This window comes from Pseudomonas sp. Ma2-10, assembly GCF_054330215.1.
In genome coordinates this window covers 79994-100588 of sequence record NZ_JBTEYL010000006.1, presented here as the reverse complement: position 1 = coordinate 100588, position 20595 = coordinate 79994, and the positions used below count along the sequence as shown (strand labels likewise).

Below are 20595 nucleotides of genomic sequence, written 5' to 3'. Positions count from 1 at the left end.
TCGACCTCAGGGGTTTACAGTTAAAAAGACGCTCCGTATAGTGCGCGCCATCGACGACGCAGACGCATTGTTGATTATGCCCAGATGGTGAAATTGGTAGACACGCCAGCTTCAGGTGCTGGTGACCGCAAGGTCGTGGAAGTTCGAGTCTTCTTCTGGGCACCAATTTCGAGCTTGAGATTAGATCAATTTCAAGGCTCACACAAAAACCCGCGAAAGCGGGTTTTTTGCATTCTAAGCCGCTGATTTATTAAAACTAAATCAGGGGTTTACAGATCAAAAAGCGCTCCGTATAGTGCGCCACATCAACAGCGGCAACGCTGAAGATTATGCCCAGATGGTGAAATTGGTAGACACGCCAGCTTCAGGTGCTGGTGACCGCAAGGTCGTGGAAGTTCGAGTCTTCTTCTGGGCACCAATTTCGAGCTTGAGATTAGATCAATTTCAAGGCTCACACAAAAACCCGCGAAAGCGGGTTTTTTGCATTCTAAGCCGCTGATTTATTAAAACTAAATCAGGGGTTTACAGATCAAAAAGCGCTCCGTATAGTGCGCCACATCAACAGCGGCAACGCTGTTGATTATGCCCAGATGGTGAAATTGGTAGACACGCCAGCTTCAGGTGCTGGTGACCGCAAGGTCGTGGAAGTTCGAGTCTTCTTCTGGGCACCAATTTCGAGCTTGAGATTAGATCAATTTCAAGGCTCACACAAAAACCCGCGAAAGCGGGTTTTTTGCATTCTAAGCCGCTGATTTATTAAAACTAAATCAGGGGTTTACAGATCAAAAAGCGCTCCGTATAGTGCGCCACATCAACAGCGGCAACGCTGAAGATTATGCCCAGATGGTGAAATTGGTAGACACGCCAGCTTCAGGTGCTGGTGACCGCAAGGTCGTGGAAGTTCGAGTCTTCTTCTGGGCACCAATTCAAATTTCAGAGTCGATCTGAAATTTCACAAAAACCCGCGAAAGCGGGTTTTTGCGTTTCTGGCGTTCGAAAAACCAGAACGGCGCAAAGCCACACGACCCTGTAGCAACCTGCGCCCGACGGATACAAGATCTGCGACAACCGCTCCAGCAATGACTTCCCAACCCTGCAAGGCGCACTTGAGAAACAATATCGTTTATCATTGTTTCAAGTTTTTGCAATGCGACAGTGAGGAACCTTGCGAATGATGCTTCGAAATACCCTGCGCCGTGGCCTGACCCTAACCCTGCTCGGCCTGACACTCACCACTCCCCTCACCCAAGCCGCCGAACCGGTTTCCCTGACACTCTATAACGGTCAACACAAAGAAGTCGGCGATGCCATCGCCGAAGCCTTCGAAGCCAAGACCGGAATTCACGTCAATGTGCGCAAAGGCAGCAGCAATCAGCTCGCCAGCCAGGTCGCCGAAGAAGGCGATCGATCCCCTGCCGACGTGATCTATACCGAAGAGTCGCCCCCACTGAACAAACTCGGCGAACAAGGCCTGCTGGCACAGACCGACGCCGCCACCCTAGCCGTTCTGCCGAAAGACTATGTCGCCAGCAACGGCACCTGGATCGGTGTCACCGCACGGGTCCGCGTGGTCGCCTTCAACCCGAAACTGATTGACGAAAAAGACCTGCCCACATCGATCATGGAGTTCTCCGATCCGAAATGGCAAGGCAAGGTCGGCTTCGTGCCTACCAGCGGCGCATTCCAGGAACAGGCCGTGGCAATAATCAAAGTGCACGGAATGGACGCAGCCGAAGATTGGCTGACTGGCTTGCGGGCTTTCGGAAAAACCTACAGCAACAACATGGTGGCGCTGAAGGCAGTGGAGAACGGCGAAGTCGCTACCGTGCTGGTGAACAACTATTACTGGTTCGCCTTGCAGCGTGAAAAAGGCCAGCTCGATTCGAAACTGCATTATTTCACCGGCGCGGACGTCGGCGGACTGATCACTGTTTCCAGCGCGGCCGTGCTGAAATCCAGCAAGCACCCCGAAGAAGCCCAGCAATTTCTCGCCTACATGGTCAGCGAAGAAGGTCAGCGCGTGATCACCCAGACCACCGCCGAATACCCGCTGCACAAAGGCATGGAATCGGATCGTGGGCTCAAACCGTTCAGCGAGCTGGAAGCACCGAAAGTCACCCCAGCCGATCTCGGCAATGCCGAAGAAGCCCTCGACCTGGAACGTGACGTTGGCTTGAACTGATGAGCGCATCGTTATCCGCCCCCGTCGCGCGCGGGGGTTATGTGCCACGGCGCAAGCGGCCATCGATCTGGCTGCTGCTACCGGTTTTGCTGCTGGTGATGCTCAGCGTGTTGCCTCTGGCGTATGTCGGGCTCAAGACCTGGCAGGCCGGCTGGGCTGAGGCGGTGCATTTGTTGTGGCGTCCTTATGTGTTTGGCCTGCTGCGCAACACAGTGGCGCTGATGGTCGGTGTGACGCTCGCCTGTGGCGTGATCGGCCTGTCGCTGGCCTGGCTGCTTGAGCGCAGCAACTTGCCCGGACGGCGCTTGTGGGGTGTGATTTTGTGCCTGCCGTTCGCGGTGCCGGCATTTGTCAGCAGCTTCACCTGGGTCTCGCTGAGCGCTCATTTCGAAGGCTTGGGCGGGGCGATCCTGGTGATGACTCTGTCCAAATATCCGCTGATTTTTCTGCCGGTCGCGGCGACCCTGCGTAATCTCGATCCCTCCCTCGAAGAGTCCGCCCGCACTCTGGGGCAGAATCGATGGGGCGTGTTTTTCAGAATCACTCTGCCGCTGCTCTGGCCGTCACTGCTCGCCGGCTCGCTGCTGATCGCACTGCACATGCTGGTGGAATTCGGGGCGTTGTCGATCATCGGCTTGCAGACGTTCACCACCGCGATCTATCAACAGTTCGAACTGGAATTCAGTAACGCAAATGCTGCGATGCTTTCCGCCGTGTTGCTAGCACTGTGCCTGATGCTGCTTTGGCTGGAACTGCGCGTACGCGGCAAGGGCCGACACGTGCGTACTGGTCAGGGCGCGGCTCGGCATGCGGAACAGGTTAGGCTGGGGCCCTGGGCTGCTGCCGGACAACTTTATTGCCTGGCGCTGGCGATCATCGGCAGCGGTATTCCGCTCGGGATGCTGGCGTATTGGCTGGCAGTGGGTTCGTCGGCAGCATTCCCGGTGGCGGCGATCAGCGAGGCGCTGCTCTCCTCTCTGGCGCTGTCACTGGGCGGCGCGGCGCTGTGCCTGGTGCTGGCCGTGCCGGTGGGATTACTGGTGGTGCGCCACAAGGGCCAATTGGCGATCTGGGCCGATCGCTTGCCGTATCTGTTGCACGCACTGCCGGGACTGGTGATAGCACTGACGCTGGTGTATTTCGCCCTGCATTATGTGCCGGTGCTGTATCAGACTTCCGCGCTGCTGCTGATTGCTTATGCGCTGTTGTTTCTGCCACTGGCGCAGGCACCGATTCGCACGGCGCTGAACAAGGCTGCGCCGCAACTGGAAGAGGCTGCACGCACGCTGGGGGCATCGTCCTTTAGCGCGTTTTGCCGGGTGACGCTGCCGATCATCTTCCCGGCATTGGGCGCCGCGTTTGCGCTGGTGTTTCTGGATGCGATGAAAGAGCTGACGGCGACGCTGCTGTTGAGTCCGACCGGACTCAACACGCTGGCGACGGAAGTCTGGGCGCATACCGCGAATGTGGAGTTTGCGGCGGCGGCGCCTTATGCGGCGTTGTTGATTTTGGTGTCGGGGCTGCCGGTCTATTTACTTACGACCCGGATGTATCTGAGCCGCTGATATTGTCATCGCGAGCTGGCTCGCGATGACAACAGACCGACCAATACCAATCTTATGCCCTGAACTGCCCCAGACTCGCCTTCAACTGCGCCGCCAATCCATCCAGCACCTTGCCGCTGGCCGTGGTTTCCACCACCGCTTGAGCCGCTTTCTCAGCCTGTGCATGAATGGTTTCAACCCGACCGCGCACCGCTTGCGCGCCTTGCGCCTGATGCGCCGCCGCCTGCGTTGCCAGACCAATCGCCGCATGAACCTGCTCGACCGACGCCTGCACCGATTGTTGCAACCGCGCACTGTCGCGCAACACCAGCAAACCTTCGCTGGCCTGACGCCCGGCCTGACCGATCGCGGCCACCGCCTCACGCGCACCTTGCTGCAAGGCAACGATGTGCGCCTGAATGTCGCCGGTAGAACTTTGCGTCTTGCTCGCCAGCGCCCGCACTTCATCGGCCACCACGGCAAACCCGCGTCCGGTCTCGCCCGCACGCGCCGCTTCGATGGCCGCATTCAGCGCCAGCAGGTTGGTCTGCTCGGCAATCCCGTGAATCACCGTCAGCACCACTTCAATCTGCTCACTCTGCTGCGCCAGCCGCTCGATGACTTTCGCCCCGGTATCGACCTGCCCGGCCAACGCCTCGATGAGGCTGCCGACTTTTGCCGAAGTGCGCGTGTTTTCATCCGTGGCCGAACGAATATCCACCACTTGCTGCAAGGCCGCCTGCATGGCATGGCTTTCAGACTGGGCCTCGTCAGCCATTTGCGACAATGCACGCAGGCTCTCGGCCACCTCATCGCGCTGCATGCCCGCCGCTTTATCGGCCCCGGCATTGCGTAAAGTCATGGCACCGATTTCCACACCCGTGCGCTGAGCCACATCGCCCGCCTCGCGCACGATCGGCTGCAACTTATCCACAAAGCGATTGACCGCTGAGGCCATGTCGCCAATTTCGTCCTTACTGTTGATCTGCACTCGTTTGGTCAGGTCGCCCTCTCCCGCAGCGAGGTCGTCCATGGCAGCGATGAGCAATTTCAAGCGATTGACCACCCGTCGACCCAGCACCACCGCGAGCAACAGCAGCACACCGAAACCCACCACCGCCAGACCCATGCCGATGCGCCAGCGCAAAGTACCTGCCGCTTCCTGAACAGTGCCGGAGGTGTTGGCTTGCATTTCAGAGGCCGTGGATTGCGCCGACTTCAGGCGCGCGCCCATCGCCGCTGCGCTATCCGCCGCTGCGCCTTTGAGGCTATCGCCCACCAACTGATCACTGCTAGCGATCAGCGCCGAAAAGCGTTTGTCGAGGGCCGCCAGATCGACTTCCACCGAAGCCGTGGAGACCCCCATCAAGACCTTGCCGATTTCCACACCATTGGGATTGATCGAGGCTTCAAGGTAGTAGACCGACGGATCGTTCTTCGCTGCATTCAGCACCCTGTCCAGCGCGCGCTCGCCCTCGCCTTTCTCCAGCAGCGCCTTGTTGATCGGGTTCTCCCTGTTCAAATAGCGCGTCAGGTGCTGGCCAGTGGCATCGTCGTAGACCACGAACAATACGTTCGGATTGCGCTGGGCCCGACGGGCGAATTCGGACAAGGTTGGAACGTCGCTATCCCACATGGCGCGAGGTGCGACAGAGGCCAGAAGCTGCGCCATATCATTGGCGGAGTCCTTCAGGTCTTTTTCCAGCGTCGTACGCAACTGCGCCTGCTCGTCCTTCAGACGCGAGGACAGGCCGGCAGTGAGTCGCTGACGGGTATTGGTGGACAGGCTGTCGAGGCTTGACGTGACTTCACGTCCCGCTTGCTCCAGCTCGCCAGAAAGTTTTTGACTGTCGGCACCCAGGCGAACACCTAAATCTGCTTCCAGCGCGGTCACTGTGCTCCGAGTCAGGGCGACAGCTACAAGCACTTGCACCAAAAGGGCGATACCAAGGGTAACGAATACCGGCCGCAGAAGACGGCTTTGTAACAGTGAGAGAATGGCTGACACGGGGTTATCCCTCTGCTTTGACGCCATTAAATTGATGGCACACCAGAAGCGATAATCAAAGCAAGGGTCGTGCCGTCCAACAGGCATAAACGACAAAGGGTCCAATTAAGGACCCTTTGTGTTTTACATCAACGACTTATTAAGCGAACGGATGACGCAAAACGATGGTTTCGTTGCGGTCCGGGCCCGTCGAAATAATGTCAATCGGCGCACCGACCAACTCTTCGACGCGCTTGATGTAGTTGCGGGCAGCCTGTGGCAGCGCTTCCAGGGTCTTGGCACCGACGGTGGATTCGGTCCAGCCTGGCATCTCTTCGTACACCGGCTCCAGGCCGATGTAGCTGTCGGCGTCAGTCGGTGCGTCGATCACCGCACCATCCTGGTTCTTGTAGCCAACGCAGATGTTGATGGTTTCCAGACCGTCCAGCACGTCCAGCTTGGTCAGGCACAGGCCCGAGATGCTGTTGACGTCGATAGCGCGACGCAGGATGACGGCATCGAACCAGCCGCAACGACGGGCACGTCCCGTGGTAGCGCCGAACTCGTGGCCACGCTTGGCCAGGAAAGCACCCACGTCGTCGAACAGCTCAGTCGGGAACGGACCCGAACCAACACGAGTGGTGTAAGCCTTGGTGATGCCCAGGATGTAATCCAGGTACATCGGACCAAAACCCGAACCGGTGGCAATGCCGCCCGCGGTGGTGTTGGAGCTGGTGACGTACGGGTAGGTACCGTGGTCGATGTCCAGAAGGGAGCCTTGGGCGCCTTCGAACATGATGTCTTTGCCAGCGCGACGCAGCTCGTGCAGCTCAGCGGTGACGTCGAGCATCATCGGCTTCAGCAGCTCGGCGTATTCCATGCACTCGTCGAGTGTTTTCTGGAAGTCGATCGCAGGCTCTTTGTAGTAGTTGACCAGAACGAAGTTGTGGTAATCCAGCAACTCGCCCAGCTTGGCGGCGAAACGCTCACGGTGGAACAGGTCACCGATGCGCAGGCCTCGGCGTGCAACCTTGTCTTCGTACGCTGGGCCGATGCCGCGACCGGTAGTACCGATCTTCAGCTCGCCACGGGCCTTTTCACGAGCCTGGTCCAGCGCTACGTGGTAGGACAGGATCAGGGGGCAGGACGGGCTGATACGCAGGCGCTCACGCACCGGTACGCCTTTCTCTTCCAGCTTGATGATTTCCCGTAGCAGAGCGTCGGGCGCAACCACCACGCCGTTACCGATGAGGCACTGCACGCCTTCGCGCAGCACGCCCGACGGGATCAGGTGCAAGATGGTTTTTTCACCATCGATCACCAGAGTGTGACCCGCGTTGTGGCCACCCTGGTAACGCACTACGGCGGCAGCATGTTCGGTCAGCAGATCAACGATCTTGCCTTTGCCCTCATCACCCCATTGAGTGCCCAGGACTACGACATTCTTACCCATAACACTTGTCCTCATTCGCGCAAACTTGGTGCCGGCCACGGCCGGCAGGAAAACTCAAGAAGCCAGTGGCGATAGTTGCCAAAGCCCGTTCTGCTGAATCAATTGCCGGTCGCAGTCCGCTTCACGGGCGGCGGCCAAAGGTTGCCCAGGCAAAGCCTGAACGACACGCTGACCCTCACTGCGCAATTGGCAAACCTGCCGCCAGAGTGCCGCATCCGTACTGTCAGGCATCCAGATACCGCCAGACGGTAGCTCGATCTCAGCACGCCCCAGGGTCACCAGGGTTTTCAAATCGGTAGAGAAGCCGGTTGCCGGACGGGCACGACCGAAGTCGGCACCGATGTCGTCATAACGACCGCCCTGAGCAATGGACTGGCCAACACCCGGTACGAATACCGCGAACACCACACCGGTGTGGTAGTGGTAACCGCGCAACTCGCCCAGGTCGAAATACAACGGCAACTCAGGGAAACGCGTGGACAGACGCTCGGCAATCGCCAGCAAGTCATCCAAAGCAGCCAGAACCGGCGCCGGCGCACTTGCCAGACGCTCGCGGGCAGCGCTCAATACTTCACGGCCGCCACAGAGGTCGACCAGCGCCCGCAACATGCCCGACAGATCGGCAGGCAAGTCTTCGGTCAAGGTAATGACTTCGTCGATGGCCTTACGTTGCAACGCATCGAACAATTGTTGTTCAACTTCACCGGACAAATCGGCGGCGCGGGCCAGGCCACGGTAGATACCGACATGGCCAAGGTCCATGTGCACATCCGGCACATCGGCCAGTTGCAGCATAGCCAACATCAGGCTGATGACTTCAACGTCGCTGCTCGGGCTGGCATCGCCGTACAACTCGGCACCCAGCTGGATCGGGCTGCGCGAGGACGACAACGCGCGCGGCTGAGCATGCAGCACGCTACCGGCATAGCACAGACGGCTCGGGCCTTCACGGCGCAGGGTGTGCGCATCGATGCGCGCCACTTGCGGCGTGATGTCGGCACGGAACCCCATTTGCCGGCCCGATTGCGGGTCGATGACCTTGAAGGTACGCAGATCGAGGTCCTGGCCCGCGCCGGTCAGCAGGGATTCCAGGTACTCGATATGGGGAGTCACGACAAACTCGTAACCCCAGCTCTGGAACAGATCCAACACCTGACGACGCGCGACTTCAATGCGCGCCGCTTCTGGTGGCAGTACTTCTTCGATGCCATCTGGCAGCAGCCAGCGGTCTACCGTTGCCATTACGCCATTCCCCTATGATCCGGGCGGCAAGCCTTTGGGCGAGCCTTGAGTGAAGCAGAAAATGATCGGCTCATGCGCACAAACCACGCGCATGAACAACGGGGCGAAAAGCCTGAAATCGGCTTCGCCAACCACTTTCCTCGAAAAACCTGTCGAGTCATTCAACTCGGACGCTTGCATAAAAACAGCAATCAAACGTGCAGACGCAAAAAAGCCGGGGATTTCCCGGCTGCCGCATCATACACACGTTTTCCCAAAGGATCACCCCGCCCGAGGCGTTAGCCGCCAGGCGGGGGGATAATTTGGGTCAACGTTGTATCAAGGCTTGGCTTTTTCCAAATAACGGAAGAAGTCGCTGCCTGGGTCCAGGACCATGACGTCGGATTTGTTCGCGAAGCTTTCACGGTAAGCACGCAGGCTACGGTAGAAAGCGTAGAACTCCTGATCCTGACCGTAGGCCTTGGAGTAGATCGACGCCGCCTGGGCATCACCGTCACCGCGAACCTCTTCAGATTCACGATAGGCTTCAGCCAGCAACACGCGGCGTTGACGATCGGCGTCGGCACGAATGCCTTCTGCCAACTCGTTACCCTTGGCGCGGTGCTCGCGAGCTTCACGCTCACGCTCGGAGCTCATACGCTCGAACACACTGCGGTTGACTTCTTTCGGCAGGTCGATGGCCTTGACCCGCACATCAACTACTTCGATGCCCAGCTCTTTTTCCGCCATCGTATTCAGCGAAGCGGTGATGTCTGCCATCAGCCCGTCACGCTCACCGGAAACCACTTCGTGCAGCGTGCGCTTACCGAACTGGTCACGCAGGCCCGATTCCAGACGACGGGAAAGACGCTCGTCAGCAATCTGCTTGAGGCCAGACGTCGCGGTATAGAAGCGCTCGGCATCTTTCACGCGCCACTTGGCATAGGCATCAACCATGACAGCTTTCTTTTCCAGCGTCAGGAAGCGCTGTGTCGGAGCATCTAGCGTCATCAGGCGTGCGTCGAACTTACGCACCTGGTTAACGTAGGGCACTTTCACATGCAAACCTGGCTGCACATCAGACTCGACCACTCGCCCGAACTGCAGCATTACCGCACGCTCGGTCTGAGCCACAATGTAGAAGCAGTTCCAGGCAGCGATCGCTACCACAACGCCAACAATAAGGGCGATCAGTGATTTATTGCTCATCAGCGACTCTCCCTGGTGCGTGTTTGCTGCTGCAGATCGGCTGCCGCACGCGCATTCGCTTCATTGCTGGAGGCTGCCGCGCCGGTTACCGGTGCATTGGGGCTGCGACCACTGTCGATCATCTTGTCCAGCGGCAAGTAGAGCAGATTGCTCTGGCCATTCTTGTTGCCGGTCACGAGAACCTTACTGGTGTTGGAGAACACTTCCTGCATGGTGTCCAGGTACAGACGCTCGCGGGTAACCTCGGGGGCCTTGCGATATTCCGCCACCAGCTTGGTAAAGCGGTCAGCCTCACCCTTAGCCCGCGAGACGGTTTCATCACGATAACCGTTGGCATCCTCTAGGATTCGCTGCGCCTGGCCTCGTGCTTCCGGCACAACACCGTTGGCGTAGGTTTCAGCCTGGTTACGCGAACGCTGCTCGTCCTCACGGGCGCGGATCACGTCATCGAAGGCTTCTTGCACTTCACGCGGTGCCGCAGCGTTCTGGACGTTAACCTGAGTGACATTGATGCCGGTGCGATACGTATCGAGAAAGCGCTGTAGACGTTCTTTGATCTCGCTCGCCATCAACTCACGCCCTTCAGTGAGCACTTGATCCATTGCGGTGGAACCCACCACGTGGCGCAAGGCACTTTCAGTTGCGTGCTGCAGGCTGATTTCCGGCTGATCGACGTTCAACACGAAGTCCTGCAGGTTGCTGATCTTGTACTGCACGGTCAGTGGGACTTCGACGATATTTTCGTCTTCAGTCAACATTTGGCCCTGCTTGGTGTAGGCACGCTCACGCGTGACGTTCTCCATGTACTTTTTATCGATCGGCGGGAAGTAGATGTTCAGACCCGGGCCTACCGTTTCGTAGTACTTGCCGAAGCGCAATACCACGGCTTGCTCCTGCTCGTCGACTACATAGACCGCGCTATACAGCCACACGGCCGCCAACACGACCAAGCCGATGCCGAGCAGACCGCCAAAGCCGCCACTCCTGCCCGAACCTCCGCCGTCATCACCACGTTTTTTACCTCCACCGAACAACCCGTTCAGGCTTTCCTGCAGCTTTCGGAAGGCCTCGTCGAGATCCGGTGGCCCCTTGCGGTCGCCGTTATTGCGGCGCTTGCCACCCCAAGGATCCTGATTATTCGAGTTGCCACCCGGCTCATTCCAAGCCATAGCGCTCTCCATCTGATAAAGCAAAGACGCACCCACGGCGCGCCGACCAATGCTACAGAATGCCTGTCACCGCGGCACAACCGCTTTTTCAGGCTTTTATTGCAAAGTGTGTTGTTCGATGAATTCCATCGGTTGCAGTCCTTCGCGACTCACCAGTCGATTCAACTCAACCCGTGGCAAACGAACGGCCAGCAGGCTGATGCCTTCTTCGTCGTGTTCTTCTTTCTGCACCGCACCGAGTTCGAAAAACTGCGCACGCAGTCGAGCAAAACGTTGCGGCAAGCGCAAGGTGCCAACAAACAAATCATCGCCGAGCAGTTCGGCCACCGCCTGCTTGAGCAGGTCCAGACCCGTACCGTCCTTGGCCGACAACCAGACCCGCTGCGGCTTGCCATCGGCATCGCGCTGGATCTGCGGCTCTACACCCTCAAGCAAATCGATTTTGTTGTATACCTCAAGGATCGGCAAGTCTTGCGCCCCGATCTCCCCGAGCACCACCATGACCTGTTCAATCTGAGCCATACGCTCAGGCTCATGGGCATCGATGACGTGCAGCAGCAGATCGGAGTTGCTCGACTCTTCAAGCGTAGCCCGAAATGCCTCGACCAGCTTGTGCGGCAGGTGGCGAATGAAGCCCACGGTGTCGGCCAGCACGATCGGCCCGAGGTCATTGAGCTCGAGCCGGCGCAGGGTCGGGTCGAGGGTGGCGAAGAGTTGGTCAGCGGCGAAGACGTCTGAGTCGGTCACCGAGTTGAACAGCGTCGATTTGCCGGCGTTGGTATAACCCACCAGTGAAACCGTCGGAATGTCAGCCCGCTTGCGCCCGCGACGAGACTGCTCACGCTGGGTACGGACCTTTTCCAGACGTCCCTTGATCTGCCGCAGGCGAACCCGCAACAGGCGCCGGTCAGTTTCGAGCTGGGTTTCACCCGGCCCCCGCAGACCGATACCGCCCTTCTGCCGCTCAAGGTGAGTCCAGCCACGAACCAGCCGCGTACTCATGTGCTCAAGCTGGGCCAGTTCGACCTGGAGCTTGCCTTCATGGGTGCGGGCGCGTTGGGCGAAGATATCGAGAATCAGACCCGTGCGGTCGATCACGCGACACTCGAAAACACGTTCGAGGTTACGCTCCTGACTGGGCGTGAGGATGTGATTGAAAATTACCAGATCTACCTGCTCGGCTTTGACCAGGTCGCGCAACTCTTCGACCTTGCCGCTGCCAATCAGGTATTTGGCGGTTGGCCGATGACGCGGCACGTTAAAAAACGCGACGGTCTCGGCGCCAGCCGAAATTGCCAACTCCTGAAACTCCTGCGGATCTTCGCGCGCCTCAGGGTCCTGACCATCCAAGTGAACGAGAATTGCCCGCTCACCACCACCGTGGCGCTCAAAGAACAAAGGAGACTCCTATCAGGCGTTACCTGGCTCAGCGTCACCTGCTTCGGATTCGGTTGCGCTAGGCAGACGAATTGGACGAACCGGCACCACTGTAGAGATAGCGTGTTTGTAGACCATCTGGCTGACGGTGTTTTTCAGCAGGATAACGAACTGGTCGAAAGACTCGATCGTACCTTGCAATTTGATCCCGTTGACCAGGTAGATGGAAACCCCCACTTTCTCTTTACGTAAAGTATTCAAGTAAGGGTCTTGTAGCGAATGCCCTTTTGACATGTGCCGCACTCCTTTAAGGATTCAATATAAAAAATAGGTAAACAGATGGCTTGTGGCCGTCACACCCCCAAGGATAGACGGCAATTGCAAGGACTCAGCTCAATATGGAGATGGTCCCCAGGTATTTCAAGGCGCGCGGCAGATTGTCGCAATCCAGGCTGTCCAACCAGTGTAAATCAGCCCAACTGCGCAGCCAGGTGAACTGGCGCTTCGCCAATTGGCGCGTGGCAATGATTCCACGCTCCTGCATCTCGGCTTGCGTCAGCTTGCCATCCAGGTAGTCCCAGACTTGTCGATAGCCTACTGCACGTATAGACGGCAACCCGGCATGCAGGTCACTTCGCTTACGCAGGGCTACGACCTCGTCAATGAATCCCTGTTCCAACATATTTGTGAATCTTTGTTTAATTCGCTCGTGCAATACCTGACGATTTGCCGGAGCAATAGCCAAGTTCGCGACAGTATAGGGCAATTGTTGCAGTCCCGAAGCGGCTGCTTCAGTACTTTGCGCAGATTGTTGCAACCTTAGCGCAGTCATGCTCTGACCACTGACGCGATAAACTTCCAGCGCTCGACTGAGTCGCTGCGGATCGTTCGGATGAATACGGGCCGCGGATTTCGGATCGATGACCGCCAATTGATCGTGCAGGGCTTGCCAGCCAAGGCGTGCGGCCTCTGCTTCGATCTGTGCGCGGACGTCCGGATCTGCCGCAGGCATGTCTGCCAGACCTTCAACCAAAGCCTTGTAATAGAGCATTGTGCCGCCCACCAGCAGCGGAATTTTGCCCCGCGCGGTGATCTCGGCCATGGCGTCGAGGGCATCACGACGGAAATCTGCGGCCGAATAGCTCTCTGCCGGGTCGAGAATATCGATCAAACGGTGCGGAAACTCAGCCAAAAGCTCTTTTGAAGGCTTGGCGGTGCCGATGTCCATGCCACGGTAGACCAGCGCCGAATCGACGCTAATCAGCTCGCAAGGCAAGACTTTGGTGAGTTCGATGGCCAGGTCGGTCTTGCCGGCGGCGGTCGGCCCCATCAGAAAAATCGCAGGAGGGAGCTGACTCATCAACGACCGCGCAAGAACAGTTTGTCCAGATCGTCCAGGCCCAGTTGGGTCCAGGTCGGTCGGCCATGGTTGCATTGACCGCTGCGTTCCGTATTTTCCATATCCCGCAGCAGACCGTTCATTTCCGGCAGGGCCAGACGCCGATTCGCACGAATCGCGCCATGGCAGGCCATGGTGCCGAGCAATTCGTTCAGGTGCGCCTGGATCCGGTCGCTGGTGCCGTAGTCCATCAGATCCGCCAGAACGTCACTGACCAATCGATTGGCTTCAGCTTGCTTGAGCAAGGCCGGAATCTGCCGGATAGCCAGGGATTCCGGGCCCAAACGCTGCAACTCAAAGCCCAGGCGCTGGAACCAGGCGATGTGCTCTTCGGCGCAATCGGCTTCACGCTGACTAACCGCTAGGGACTCCGGCACCAGCAGCGGCTGACCGCTCAGGCCTTCGCTGGCCATGGCGATTTTCAGGCGTTCGTACATGATCCGCTCGTGAGCCGCATGCATGTCCACCAACACCAGGCCCTGGGCGTTTTCCGAAAGAATGTAGATGCCTTTGAGCTGCGCCAGTGCATAACCCAGCGGCGGAACATCGTCCTGTCCGGCCGGCAGTGCTACCGCGTTGGCTTCTGCCAATGGTGCAAAAAACTCGCGATAAGCTGCCTGAGCCTCAGCAACCGGCACGCCGGACTGAGGCCGCGGCGAGTACTGGTATTGATAACCGGCACCAGCGCCCGAGCCTGCCGGCGCATTGAACGACGGCTGAGCCTGAGGCTGTTCCAGCAAGGCATTGGCCGCCAGACGCATTTCGCCCTGTGGACCGAACTCGCCAGCATCAATACCGGTGGGGCGAACGATGTCCGTCGCGAGAGGCGCGGTCAGATGGTCTTCCGGCCGCACATCACCCAAGGCGCGGTGCAGGGTGCCATAGAGGAAATCGTGAACCATGCGCCCGTCACGGAAGCGCACTTCGTGCTTGGTCGGGTGCACGTTGACGTCAACGCCTGCCGGATCGACTTCGAAAAACAGCACGAACGTCGGGTGCCGGCCGTTGAACAGCACGTCGCGGTAGGCCTGACGTACCGCGTGGGCCACCAGTTTGTCGCGTACGGCACGGCCGTTCACAAAGAAATACTGCAAGTCTGCCTGGCTGCGGTTGAACGTCGGCAAGCCGACCCAGCCCCACAAATGCAGGCCATTGCGTTCGATCTCGATCGGCAGCGCCTGCTCGAGGAAACCCGAACCGCAAATCGCCGCCACACGCCGGGCACGAGCCGCGTCGTCATGGGCTTCATGCAGGCTGAGGATGGTCTTGCCGTTGTGGCGCAGATGGAACGCTACGTCGAAACGCGCCAACGCCAGACGCTTGATCACTTCTTGCAGGTGATCGAATTCGGTTTTTTCGGTTTTGAGAAACTTGCGTCGCGCCGGGGTGTTGAAGAACAAGTCGCGCACTTCCACCGATGTGCCCACCGGGTGGGCCGCCGGCTGCACGCGAGGCGCCATGTCCCGGCCTTCGGTTTCGACTTGCCAGGCCTGATCAGCCTCTTTAGTGCGAGAGGTGAGGGTCAGACGCGCCACGGAGCTGATCGAGGCGAGTGCTTCCCCGCGAAACCCAAGGCTCATGACCTGTTCGAGATCTTCCAGGTTGCGGATCTTGCTAGTGGCGTGTCGCGCCAGGGCCAACGGCAGGTCATCGGCAGAAATACCGTTGCCATCGTCGCGCACCCGCAGCAACTTGACACCGCCCTGCTCTACGTCGACATCGATACGCTTGGCGCCGGAGTCGAGGCTGTTTTCCAGCAGCTCCTTGATCACCGAAGCCGGGCGCTCGACCACCTCGCCAGCGGCAATCTGGTTCGCCAATCGCGGGCTCAGCAGCTCGATGCGAGCGCTGTTGATCACGGCCTGATTCATTGCTTGGACGCCAGCTCGGTGCCTGGAATGGTCAGGGTCTGACCGATTTTCAGCGCGTCACTTTTCAGGTTGTTGACACTGCGCAAGGTGGCCGGGGATACCTGATAACGCACGGAGATCATTGCCAGGGTTTCACCCGGATTGACCCGGTGATCCCGCGGCCCTGGGGCGATTTTGCCGGAGTCACGCAGCCAGGCTATGTAACTGCCTGGTGGCGGATTCTGCTGGAAGAACTGGCGCACGCCGCTGCTGATCGAACGTGCCAGCGCTTGCTGGTGGCTGGCCGCCGCGAGCTTCGACGCTTCCTTGGCGTTGGAGATGAACCCGGTTTCCACCAGAATCGACGGGATGTCCGGCGATTTCAACACCATGAACCCGGCTTGTTCCACACGCTGTTTGTGCAATGGCGTGACGCGGCCGATGTTGCTCAGAACCTTCTGGCCGACGTTCAGGCTGGAGGTCAGGGAGGCAGTCATCGACAGGTCGAGCAACACGCCCGCGAGCATGCGGTCCTTGTCGTCGAGGCTGACGTTGCCGGCGCCACCGATCAAGTCGGAACGGTTTTCGCTGTCGGCCAGCCAGCGGGCGGTTTCAGAGGTGGCCCCCCGATCAGACAGCGCAAACACCGACGCACCGAATGCAGCCGCCGAAGGCGCGGCGTCGGCGTGGATCGAAACAAAGAGGTCGGCGCCCTTCTTGCGAGCGATTTCTGTCCGGCCGCGCAGTGGGATGAAATAGTCGCCGGTGCGGGTCAGATCGGCGCGAAAGCCTTTCATGCCATTGACCTGACGTTGCAGTTCGCGGGCGATGGCCAGTACCACGTCTTTTTCACGCTGACCGCGAGAGCCCGAGGCGCCCGGGTCTTCGCCACCGTGGCCGGCGTCGATCACCACAATGATGTCGCGCTTGCCGGCAGGCGCAGGTGGCAGCTTCACTGCGGGTTCTACCGGCGTGACCGGCACCGGGACCACCTTCGCGACATTGGTCGGCGTCAGTATTGGCGCGGCGTCGGCGGCGTTATCGAACAGGTCGACCACCAGACGATTGCCGTACTGGCCGTTTGGCGTCAGGGTAAAACTTTTCGGCGTGACGGCTTTTTTCAGGTCGATGACCACCCGCAGGTCGGTCGGCGTGCGCTGGGCCGAACGTATGGCGGTAATCGGGGTGTTGGCGGTAGCCACATTCAGCGGCGTAGCGAGGGACGCGCCGTTGATGTCGATCACCAGCCGATCAGGGGAGGTCAAGGTGAACACGCTGTGCTGGACGGGCCCAGTCAGGTCAAACACCAGCCGGGTGTTGTCCGGTGCCCGCCACAGACGAATGCTGTTGACCTTTGTCTCAGCCACAGCGTCGACGGTCACCGCCAAAAACAACATCCCTACGGCAGCTACCATCGCGCGAAAGCGCATACCTGACCCCATCATTTAATTGGATTCCAATGCCAAAGCGGCACACCACGACTCGCCGCGCGAGCCCTGGGATAAAATTTTCAGCGAACGGCCACTGTCTTGCGGGCTAATGGTAATGGTCAGGTCGGGCTTTGGCAAAAAGCCTTCACCCTTCTGAGGCCATTCGATCAGGCACAACGCGTCGTCTTGAAAGTAGTCGCGGATACCGAGGTACTCCAATTCTTCAGGATCGACCAAGCGATAGAGGTCGAAATGGAAGGCCCGAACGTCACCAATCTCGTAGGGTTCGACCAAGGTAAACGTAGGGCTTTTTACCGACCCTTTATGCCCCAGCCCCCTGATAATGCCCCGCGACAACGTAGTTTTCCCCGCGCCCAGATCGCCCTCGAGAAAAATCAGACCGTGCCCTTCAGTGGTTTGTGCGATGCGTGCGCCAAATGCAGTCATCGCCTCTTCATCAGCCAGGTACAGGATTACTTCAGACACGGTGCTTGCTCCTCCAACAACTGACGAATGGCTGGAATCAGATCACTGGCCGCCAGCCCGCGGCCCGATTTACCTTCTTGCGCGCCGGCATTGGCGTGCAGCCAAACGGCCAGGCAGGCGGCGTCGAACGCCTCCATGCCTTGAGCCAGCAACGCGCCGACCAGACCGGCCAGCACATCACCCAAACCGGCGGTGGCCATGGCCGGGTGGCCCTGATGACACAATGCCAAGCGCCCATCGGGGCCGGCGATCAGGCTGCCGGCGCCTTTCAGCACCACGACAGCTGTATGTTTTTTGCTCAATGCGCGAGCGGCAGCGGGGCGGTCAGCCTGAACTTCGGCAGTCGAAATTCCCAGCAGTCGCGCCGCCTCGCCCGGGTGCGGCGTGATCACACAGTCCCTGGGCAAGCTCACGTGCTTTGAAGCCAGCAGATTCAATGCATCGGCGTCCCAGACTTGCGGCAGCGGCGCGTTGGCAGCTGCCGACAAAAGGCTGCGCCCCCAGGAAGCCTGACCCAAGCCCGGGCCGACAACCAGCACGGAAACCTTTTGAAGCAGTCCCATCAGTTGATTGGCCGACGAAGTGCCCAACACCATGGCTTCAGGAATTCTCGCCAGCGCGGCCGAAACATGTTCACTGCGCGTCGCCACGGACACCCTGCCCGCACCGCTGCGCAGGGTACTTTGCGCGCTCAGCAGAATGGCGCCACCAAAGCCGCGATCACCGCCGATCAGCAGGACATGGCCGTATTTGCCTTTATGGGAGGTTGGAGCCCGGCCCATCAGACGCGGCAAGGAACTGGCCGTCAGGCGACGCGCACTGATGGCGACTCCGTTAAACGACGCGGGGGAGGCCTGCAGATCGTTGAACACCAACTCGCCGACCACGTCTGCAGCATCGCCGGTGAACAGACCCAGTTTCAGGCCGATGAACGTCACCGTCAGGTCAGCCCGCACCGCGGCACCGAGTATTCGGCCGGTATCAGCGCACAGCCCCGAAGGGATATCCACCGCCGCAACCGGCAGCCCGCTGCCGTTGATCGCCGCGATGGCCCCCGCGTAGGGTTCTCGCACCTCTCCCGTCAAACCAGTGCCGAGCAAGGCATCCAGTACAACACCGCGCAACGCTGACTGCGCACTGAAGGCTTGAACCGCGACACCTTCGGACACGGCCTCCGCATGGGCCAATGCCGCATCACCTTGTAAACGCTGGGGATCACCGACCGCCAACACCCGCACATGCCAGCCGGCACGCTGGGCCAGCACGGCCACCAGATAACCGTCGCCGGCGTTATTGCCGTGACCGGCCACGACACTCAATTCATTCGCCGATGGCCAATGACGGACCAGCGCACGCCAGGTCGCCCGCGCCGCGCGCTGCATCAATTCGAAGCCCGATGTGCCAGCCGCGATCAGGCTTGCATCGAGGGCGCGCACTTGTGCGGCGTTATACAGCGCGTCGGGTAAATCATCTTTAGTGTGCGGCATGCGTCTTCGGGCTCCGATGTCTGGCAGAATTATACGCACCTCAGCTCCGGTTTCTCTCGCCTCATGCCTGCAATTACCACAGACCTGCCCGCCCTCGCCCAATCCATCAAGGACTGGGGTCGTGAGCTGGGCTTTCAGCAAGTCGGCATCAGCGGCCTCGACCTGGCCGAGCATGAACAGCACCTGGAGCGTTGGCTCGCGGCCGGCTACCACGGCGAAATGGACTACATGGGCGCCCACGGCAGTAAACGCTCACACCCGGAAGAGCTGGTGCCCGGCACGCTTCGGGTGGTTTCCCTGCGCATGGACTACCTGCCGGGCGACACCGAAATGGCCAAACGCTTGGCACAACCGGAAAAAGCCTACGTCTCGCGTTATGCCTTAGGCCGCGATTACCACAAATTGATCCGTAAACGCGTGCAACAACTGGCAGATAAAATTCAGGCCGAGATCGGCCCGTTTGGTTTCCGCGCTTTCGTCGACAGCGCCCCGGTGTTGGAAAAAGCCATCGCGGAACAGGCCGGTCTTGGATGGATAGGCAAAAACACCCTGGTCTTGAATCGCAAGGCCGGCAGTTACTTCTTTCTCAGCGAGCTGTTCGTCGACCTGCCGCTGCCCGTCGATCCGCCTCACGCCACTGAACATTGCGGCCGCTGCACGGCGTGCCTCGACATCTGCCCAACCAACGCTTTCGTTGGCCCGTACGTGCTGGATGCCCGACGCTGTATTTCCTATCTGACCATTGAACTGAAAAGCGCGATCCCGGAAGATTTGCGGCCGCTGATCGGCAATCGGGTATTTGGTTGTGATGACTGCCAGATCGTCTGCCCGTGGAACCGTTTCGCCCGTCCTTCCGGCGAAAGCGACTTCAAGCCACGGCACAATCTGGACAACGCTGAATTGGCCGAACTGTTCATGTGGGATGAGGACACGTTTCTCAGCAGTACCGAAGGTTCGCCGTTACGCCGAGCAGGTTATGAGCGCTGGCTGCGAAACCTGGCGGTAGGCCTGGGGAACGCGCCGTCGAGCATTCCTGTCCTGGAAGCACTGAAGGCTCGCAAGGATTACCCGTCGGAGTTGGTGCGAGAGCATGTCGAGTGGGCGCTCAAGCAACATGCCACACGTCAGGCTTCGTCGTTATAAACGAACTTCGGCATTTCCCAGTGAAAACGGATCGCCAGTAACCGCAGCAGGAAGCCGCCAAACAAGGTGATGAGAATCGCCTGTTCACCCGGCAATTGCAGGTAAATGCAGAGCATGTAGCACCACGCCGCCGCGAACGAGACGCTGGCGTAGAGCTCGCGGCGGAAGATCAGCGGGATGTCGTTGCAGAAAATGTCGCGCAGGATGCCGCCGAAAACCCCGGTAATCACACCGCTGACAGACGCTACGAGCATGCCGTGGCCCATTTCCAGCGCGGTCATGCAGCCGATCAGGGTGAACGCCACCAGGCCCACGGCGTCGAGCACCAGAAACAGTGAGCGCAGGTGGCGCATCCAGCGTGCAGCGAACACCGTGAACATCGCCGCCACCGAGGTCAGCACCAGGTATTCCGGGTGCTTGACCCACGTCAACGGGTAGTGACCGAGCAGCACGTCACGCACCGACCCGCCACCCAAAGCCGTGACGCACGCAATCAGCACCACGCCAAACCAATCCATCCCGCGACGGCCGGCCGACAGGGCACCGGTCATGGCTTCGGCGGTAATGGCGATCAGGTAAAGCATCAGCAACATAGTGGCGGTCCTTGCAGGAAGGCGCGCAGTCTAGCCATTTAGGGACGGCACCAAAAGAGGGCGCT

General features: G+C 59.3%; 16 protein-coding genes and 4 tRNA genes. 7 read left to right on the top strand and 13 right to left on the bottom strand.

Annotated elements, in window-relative coordinates; genetic code table 11:
• The first annotated feature begins 78 nt into the window (after positions 1-78).
• The 6 genes from ACXPVS_RS10355 to ACXPVS_RS10330 all read left to right on the top strand — a co-directional run bounded on the left by ACXPVS_RS10355 (position 79) and on the right by ACXPVS_RS10330 (position 3747).
• A tRNA-Leu gene (locus ACXPVS_RS10355) sits at positions 79-165 on the top strand.
• Between the two features lie 166 nt (positions 166-331).
• Positions 332-418, top strand: a tRNA-Leu gene (locus ACXPVS_RS10350).
• Positions 419-584: 166 nt separating this feature from the next.
• Positions 585-671: transfer RNA gene (locus ACXPVS_RS10345), tRNA-Leu, on the top strand.
• Between the two features lie 166 nt (positions 672-837).
• A tRNA-Leu gene (locus ACXPVS_RS10340) sits at positions 838-924 on the top strand.
• Between the two features lie 247 nt (positions 925-1171).
• A complete protein-coding gene (locus ACXPVS_RS10335; protein ID WP_458509839.1) occupies positions 1172-2182 on the top strand; it encodes an extracellular solute-binding protein in 1011 nt (336 codons plus the stop codon).
• Positions 2182-3747 carry an ABC transporter permease gene (locus tag ACXPVS_RS10330; protein WP_458509838.1) on the top strand — a complete coding sequence of 522 codons (1566 nt, stop codon included), beginning with the start codon at positions 2182-2184 and terminating at the stop codon, positions 3745-3747. The genes ACXPVS_RS10335 and ACXPVS_RS10330 overlap by 1 nt, the downstream gene beginning before the upstream one ends.
• 52 nt (positions 3748-3799) lie before the next feature.
• Here ACXPVS_RS10330 and ACXPVS_RS10325 read toward each other — a convergent pair whose 3' ends face one another.
• The 12 genes from ACXPVS_RS10325 to ACXPVS_RS10270 all read right to left on the bottom strand — a co-directional run bounded on the left by ACXPVS_RS10325 (position 3800) and on the right by ACXPVS_RS10270 (position 18794).
• Entirely contained in the window at positions 3800-5734 is a 1935-nt protein-coding gene (locus tag ACXPVS_RS10325) for a methyl-accepting chemotaxis protein (RefSeq protein ID WP_458509837.1), read from the bottom strand.
• 139 nt (positions 5735-5873) lie between these two features.
• The gene (locus tag ACXPVS_RS10320; protein WP_458509836.1) at positions 5874-7166 is read right to left on the bottom strand and encodes an adenylosuccinate synthase; all 1293 of its coding nucleotides are present in this window, start codon (positions 7164-7166) and stop codon (positions 5874-5876) included.
• A gap of 54 nt (positions 7167-7220) precedes the next feature.
• On the bottom strand, positions 7221-8408 hold the full coding sequence (locus ACXPVS_RS10315; protein ID WP_458509835.1) for an ATP phosphoribosyltransferase regulatory subunit: 1188 nt from the start codon (positions 8406-8408) through the stop codon (positions 7221-7223).
• Positions 8409-8726: 318 nt separating this feature from the next.
• A complete protein-coding gene (gene hflC / locus ACXPVS_RS10310; protein WP_458509834.1) occupies positions 8727-9596 on the bottom strand; it encodes a protease modulator HflC in 870 nt (289 codons plus the stop codon).
• The gene (hflK, locus tag ACXPVS_RS10305) at positions 9596-10765 is read right to left on the bottom strand and encodes an FtsH protease activity modulator HflK (protein WP_458509833.1); all 1170 of its coding nucleotides are present in this window, start codon (positions 10763-10765) and stop codon (positions 9596-9598) included. The genes hflC and hflK overlap by 1 nt, the downstream gene beginning before the upstream one ends.
• Before the next feature lie 96 nt (positions 10766-10861).
• Positions 10862-12163 (bottom strand): ribosome rescue GTPase HflX, encoded by a 1302-nt coding sequence (hflX, locus tag ACXPVS_RS10300; RefSeq protein WP_458509832.1) that lies wholly within the window; start codon positions 12161-12163, stop codon positions 10862-10864.
• A gap of 12 nt (positions 12164-12175) precedes the next feature.
• Positions 12176-12436, bottom strand: a complete 261-nt coding sequence (gene hfq / locus ACXPVS_RS10295; RefSeq protein WP_007902656.1) for an RNA chaperone Hfq — start codon at positions 12434-12436, stop codon at positions 12176-12178.
• 94 nt (positions 12437-12530) lie between these two features.
• A complete protein-coding gene (miaA, locus tag ACXPVS_RS10290; RefSeq protein ID WP_458509950.1) occupies positions 12531-13502 on the bottom strand; it encodes a tRNA (adenosine(37)-N6)-dimethylallyltransferase MiaA in 972 nt (323 codons plus the stop codon).
• Complete coding sequence (gene mutL, locus ACXPVS_RS10285) at positions 13502-15412, bottom strand: DNA mismatch repair endonuclease MutL (RefSeq protein ID WP_458509831.1); 1911 nt, start codon at positions 15410-15412, stop codon at positions 13502-13504. Before mutL ends, miaA begins: the two co-directional genes overlap by 1 nt.
• A complete protein-coding gene (locus ACXPVS_RS10280) occupies positions 15409-16788 on the bottom strand; it encodes an N-acetylmuramoyl-L-alanine amidase (RefSeq protein WP_458509949.1) in 1380 nt (459 codons plus the stop codon). The genes mutL and ACXPVS_RS10280 overlap by 4 nt, the downstream gene beginning before the upstream one ends.
• A 48-nt stretch (positions 16789-16836) precedes the next feature.
• The gene (gene tsaE, locus ACXPVS_RS10275; protein ID WP_458509830.1) at positions 16837-17307 is read right to left on the bottom strand and encodes a tRNA (adenosine(37)-N6)-threonylcarbamoyltransferase complex ATPase subunit type 1 TsaE; all 471 of its coding nucleotides are present in this window, start codon (positions 17305-17307) and stop codon (positions 16837-16839) included.
• A complete protein-coding gene (locus ACXPVS_RS10270; protein WP_458509829.1) occupies positions 17295-18794 on the bottom strand; it encodes an NAD(P)H-hydrate dehydratase in 1500 nt (499 codons plus the stop codon). Before ACXPVS_RS10270 ends, tsaE begins: the two co-directional genes overlap by 13 nt.
• Before the next feature lie 63 nt (positions 18795-18857).
• Here ACXPVS_RS10270 and queG point away from each other — a divergent pair, with 63 nt between their 5' ends.
• On the top strand, positions 18858-19937 hold the full coding sequence (gene queG, locus ACXPVS_RS10265; RefSeq protein ID WP_458509828.1) for a tRNA epoxyqueuosine(34) reductase QueG: 1080 nt from the start codon (positions 18858-18860) through the stop codon (positions 19935-19937).
• Here queG and ACXPVS_RS10260 read toward each other — a convergent pair.
• A complete protein-coding gene (locus ACXPVS_RS10260) occupies positions 19919-20530 on the bottom strand; it encodes a trimeric intracellular cation channel family protein (protein ID WP_008153267.1) in 612 nt (203 codons plus the stop codon). The genes queG and ACXPVS_RS10260 overlap by 19 nt on opposite strands.
• Positions 20531-20595: the final 65 nt, after the last annotated feature.